This window comes from Rudaea sp., assembly GCF_036383415.1.
In the GTDB taxonomy this organism is placed as follows: domain Bacteria; phylum Pseudomonadota; class Gammaproteobacteria; order Xanthomonadales; family Rhodanobacteraceae; genus Rudaea.
In genome coordinates, this window is sequence record NZ_DASVOK010000136.1 from 1 (window position 1) to 4,531 (window position 4,531).

The window sequence follows — 4,531 nt, forward strand, 5'->3', positions numbered from 1 at the left end:
TGGCGGAAACAGCAGTGTGGTCCCACCCGTTCCCATCCCGAACACGGAAGTGAAACGCACCCGCGCCGATGGTAGTGTGGCTTAAGCCATGTGAGAGTAGGTCACTGCCAGGGGCTTCATCCAAAACCCTCGAGTCGAAAGGCTCGGGGGTTTTCTTTTTCTGCCCTTCGCTGCCCGGCTGCGCCGTTCGCGCTGTTCCCGTGGCGCGGCGCCGGTGATTTACGGCTCGATGCGCTGCCTGGAGCCTGCATTGCGCGGATGTGTCTGCGAGTGCTCCAGGAAATCCATGATCGCCTTCGCCACAGGTTGCGCATCTTCCAGATGCAGATGGTGGTTTCCGGGCAGGCGCACGAGGGTCGCGTTCGGCATCTGCGCCGCGCGCGCGAGCATCAGGCTTTCGGCAATCTGCATCGCCATCGGTTCGGCGAGCACGAACAACGTCGGCGCCTGTACGCCGGCGAGAATCGCGAGCACCTGATCTTCGGTGAAGCGTTGCGGCGAAGCCGGCATCAGGCGCGGATCGGACGACCATGACCAGCCGCCCTCGACTTCGCGGACGCCGCGCAGCACGAGCGCACGTGCTGCCGCATCCGACAAATCGCCGGCCTTGCGCCTCGCCATGACGGCGACCTCGACATCGGTGAACACGCGCAATGCTTTGCTTGGGTTCTCGTTGAACTGCACGATGCCCTTCTGCAATTGCACCAGCGATTTCTCGGCCGGTGCGCTGACCGCGCCGGCAACTTCGATCAGGAACAGCTTCTCGACGCGCTCGGGAAATGCCGCGGCGACAAAGCTCGCAATACCGCCGCCGAGCGAATGGCCGAGCAGGCTGAATTTCTCCCAACCCAGCGCATCCGCTGCGGCGAGCACATCATCGAGATAGTCGACGAAGTGGTAACGCACACCCGCTGGCCGGTGCTGCGAGCGGCCGTGACCAGGCAGATCGAGCGCGACGATGTGGAAATGCGTTGCGAGCAGCGGCGCCAATGCGTCAAAACTCGCGGCGTTGTCGAGCCAACCGTGGACCGCAAGCAGCGGCGGCAGGGCGGGATCGCCCCATACTTTCGCCGCCAGTTGCAGGTGGGGCGTGGCTATCGTGCGTTCACGCGCCAGCATGCGATTCCTCCGTCCAGCCACGCAGATGCCGCCGAATCAGCGCGGCAAGCGTCTCGACATGCGCTTGCCCGGCATTGAGCGCAGGAATGTAGTCGAGCGATTCCCCGCCCGCCGCGATGAAGCGCGCACGATCGCGTATCGCGATTTCCTCCAGCGTTTCCAGGCAATCCACTGCAAAGCCGGGACAAAGCACCTGGATCCTGCGCACGTCTTCGCCCGGCCAGCGATCGAGCAATTCTTCGGTATACGGTTTGATCCAGACTTCGCGGCCGACACGCGACTGAAATCCCAACGCGCACTCGTCCTTGTTCAATCCGAGTTTCGCGCGCAACAGCGCCGTCGTGGCGCGACACTGATCCAGATAGGGATCGCCCGCCTCGATGCAGCGCTGCGGCAGACCGTGGAAGGACAGCAGCAGCTTCTGCGCGCTGCCGTTCTGTTGCCGATACGTCCGCACGCTCGCCGCGAGCGCATCGATATAGCGCGTGTCGTCGTGATAGTCGTTGACGAAGCGCAGTTCGAGCGGCCAGCGCTGCGCCTGCAGCGCGCGCGTCGCCGCGTCGAAGGCTGAGCCGGTCGAAGCGGCGGCGTATTGCGGATACAACGGCAACACCAGCAAGCGGCGCGCGCCTTCGGCATGCAGGCGCGCGATCGTCTCGCGCACGGAGGGATTGCCATAACGCATGGCCAATTCCACGCGCACGCCGTCGGGTACGAATGCGTTGCGGAGTTTTGCAGTCAGCTCGCGGCTGTGCACGAGCAGCGGGGAACCTTGCTCGGTCCAGATGCTCGCATAGGCATGCGCCGAGCGCGCCGGCCGCACGCGCAGGATCACGCCGTGCAGGATCGGCCACCACAGCCAGCGCGGCATCTCGATCACGCGCCGGTCGGACAGGAATTCGGCGAGATAGCGACGCACGGCCGATGTCGTCGGCGCATCGGGCGTGCCGAGGTTGACCAGAAGCACCGCCGTTTTCGCGACGGACACCTGCCATGAAGCCGCCGGAGACGCGATAATGTCGCTCATCGCGCGATTATACGTGCGCGTCCCGCCTGCCCGGTTGTCGGCATGTTCATGCGCACGGGTTTACTTTTCCCCCATCGCTGCACCGAGGATACGCATGTGAAAAACTGGCTGTTCGCTGTCGGACTGATTCTGGGTTGCACGCCTGCCGCGTTCGCGGGCGAGGCGGAAAACCAGCGTGCGGCAAATGCCGTGCGCGTGCTGCACGATCTGACCCAGGCGCCCGACAAGGGCCTGCCCAGCGACATGATCGCAAACGCCTACGCCGTCGCCGTGATTCCCGACGTGATCAAGGCCGGCCTCGTCATCGGCGGTCGCCATGGTCTGGGGTTGATCTCGGTGAAGACCGAGAACGGAAGCTGGAGTAATCCGAGCTTCATTTCGATGTCGGGCGGCAGCATCGGTTTCCAGGCAGGCGTGTCCTCGACCGACGTCATCCTCGTGTTCCGCACCCAGCGCGGCGTCGATTCGATCGTGCACGGCAAATTCACGCTCGGCGCGGATGCCTCGGCCGCCGCCGGCCCGGTCGGACGCAGCGCACAGGCATCGACCGATGCGCAGATGAAAGCGGAAATCTTTTCGTATTCGCGCGCGCGCGGCCTGTTCGCCGGCGCCGCGCTTGACGGCTCGGTGATCTCGATCGACAACGACGCCAATGCGGCCGTCTATGGCGCCGGCGTCACGCCACGCCGCATTTTCGCCGGCGGTGTCAGCAATGTGCCGAACGCGATCGTGGATTTTCGCGATCGGCTAGAAGAGTACGGTCACTGACGCTGGCATGTCCGCGATGCGATATCATCCCAAGTCTCGGTGGTAATGGTTTTTGGAGGGTTTATGGGTGGTTTCAGCATCTGGCATTGGCTCATCCTTCTCGTCATCGTCGCCCTCGTGTTCGGCACGAAGCGGCTGCGTAACATCGGCGAGGATGTCGGCCAGGCGATCAAGGGTTTCCGCAAGGGCATGGCCGATCCGGACAGCCAGGCGCAGCTGAAGGCCGACGCGCCGGCGCAGGGCGAGAACGCGAAAAGCCAGTCCGACAAGGTCGACTCCCCCTAGCCGATCGTAGCGTTCGCCATGTTCGATTTCAGTTTCGGCGAAATCGGCCTGATCGCCGTCGTCGCCCTGCTCGTGCTCGGTCCCGAACGCCTGCCGCGCGTGGCGCGTACCGCGGGCGCGCTCGCGCGGCGCGCGCGCAACAGCTGGCAGAGCGTGCGCGACGAAATCGAGCGCGAATTGCAGGCCGAAGATCTCAAGCGCAGCATCGACGAAGCCAAGCAGGCCGCCGCCGGCCTGCAGAACGACATCCGCAACGCCTCGGCTGAAGTGCATTCCTCGATAGAAAAGACCACCGCCGATGTCGAGGCGGCGACCACGCCGCCGGCAGCTCCGGTGCCGCCTCCGAATCCAGCCCAGGACGCCGTCGGCCATGAGCAGCACTGAATCCGGCGACGAGGGCGAGCAGAGTTTCATTTCGCACCTGGTCGAACTGCGCGAACGCCTGCTCAAGGCGGTTGCCGCGGTGATGGTCGTGTTGCTGTGTCTGTTGCCTTTCGCGAACAAGCTGTACGGCTGGCTGGCCCTGCCGCTGGTCTCGCACCTGCCACAGGGCGGCACGATGATCGCGATCGAAGTGATCTCGCCGTTCCTGATCCCGGTCAAGTTCGCGTTCTTCGTCGCGCTCGTGCTCGCGATGCCGGTCGTGCTCTACCAGCTCTGGGCCTTCGTCGCGCCCGGCCTGTACAAGCACGAAAAACGCCTTGCGGTGCCGATCCTCGTCTCGGCGGTGATCCTGTTCTACATCGGCTGCGCATTCGCCTACTTCCTCGTGCTGCCCGCCGTGGCCAAATTCACTGCCGGCTTCGCGCCCGCAGGCGTGACCGTATCGCCCGACATCGGCAAATACCTGGATTTCACCCTGCTGCTGTTTCTCGCTTTCGGCCTCTGCTTCGAGATTCCGGTCGTACTGCTGATCCTCGTCCTCGTCGGCGTGGTGACTCCGGCACAACTCGCCGAAAGCCGCCGCTATGCAATCGTGGGCGCGTTCGTGATCGCCGCGTTCCTCACCCCACCGGACGCGCTGTCGATGTTGATGCTCGCGATTCCAATGTGCGTGCTCTACGAGCTCGGCATCATCGGCGCGCGCATCCTGACCCGATCGCAGCCCGAGCAGCGGTCGGACGCAACCGGAACCTGAGAGCTGCCCTCGCCGCGCTTGCGCCTAGGGGAAGGGTTCCTGATGTCGGCACGCACTGCCTACTTTGTATCATTGTGAAAATTTGCACTGTGCTGCGTCCGCACGTTGCATTTCACCGGCTCCTGTATACAATGTTTGCGCAATCACCTCGAAGCCGCCAACACCCTATCCGGAGTACCCTATGGCAAAGAACG

At 64.0% G+C, this 4,531-nt stretch carries 6 protein-coding genes and 1 rRNA gene; 5 read left to right on the plus strand and 2 right to left on the minus strand.

Annotated elements, in window-relative coordinates:
• Positions 1 to 113, plus strand: a 5S ribosomal RNA gene (gene rrf / locus VF497_RS05265); the annotation flags it as partial.
• A 106-nt stretch (positions 114 to 219) separates the two neighbouring features.
• Here the strand turns inward: rrf and VF497_RS05270 are convergent.
• On the minus strand, positions 220 to 1,119 hold the full coding sequence (locus VF497_RS05270; protein ID WP_330886584.1) for an alpha/beta hydrolase: 900 nt from the start codon (positions 1,117 to 1,119) through the stop codon (positions 220 to 222).
• Positions 1,106 to 2,146, minus strand: coding sequence for a ferrochelatase (hemH, locus tag VF497_RS05275; protein WP_330886585.1), 1,041 nt, complete (start codon positions 2,144 to 2,146; stop codon positions 1,106 to 1,108). The genes VF497_RS05270 and hemH overlap by 14 nt, the downstream gene beginning before the upstream one ends.
• 96 nt (positions 2,147 to 2,242) lie before the next feature.
• On the opposite strand from hemH, the gene VF497_RS05280 reads away from it, so the two are divergent.
• The 4 genes from VF497_RS05280 to tatC all read left to right on the plus strand — a co-directional run bounded on the left by VF497_RS05280 (position 2,243) and on the right by tatC (position 4,337).
• Positions 2,243 to 2,914: a lipid-binding SYLF domain-containing protein gene (locus VF497_RS05280; protein ID WP_330886586.1), complete on the plus strand. Its 672-nt coding sequence runs from the start codon at positions 2,243 to 2,245 to the stop codon at positions 2,912 to 2,914.
• Between the two features lie 63 nt (positions 2,915 to 2,977).
• Entirely contained in the window at positions 2,978 to 3,199 is a 222-nt protein-coding gene (tatA, locus tag VF497_RS05285; RefSeq protein ID WP_330886587.1) for a Sec-independent protein translocase subunit TatA, read from the plus strand.
• A gap of 18 nt (positions 3,200 to 3,217) precedes the next feature.
• The gene (gene tatB / locus VF497_RS05290) at positions 3,218 to 3,583 is read left to right on the plus strand and encodes a Sec-independent protein translocase protein TatB (RefSeq protein ID WP_330886588.1); all 366 of its coding nucleotides are present in this window, start codon (positions 3,218 to 3,220) and stop codon (positions 3,581 to 3,583) included.
• The gene (gene tatC, locus VF497_RS05295; protein ID WP_330886589.1) at positions 3,570 to 4,337 is read left to right on the plus strand and encodes a twin-arginine translocase subunit TatC; all 768 of its coding nucleotides are present in this window, start codon (positions 3,570 to 3,572) and stop codon (positions 4,335 to 4,337) included. Before tatB ends, tatC begins: the two co-directional genes overlap by 14 nt.
• Positions 4,338 to 4,531 lie beyond the last annotated feature (194 nt).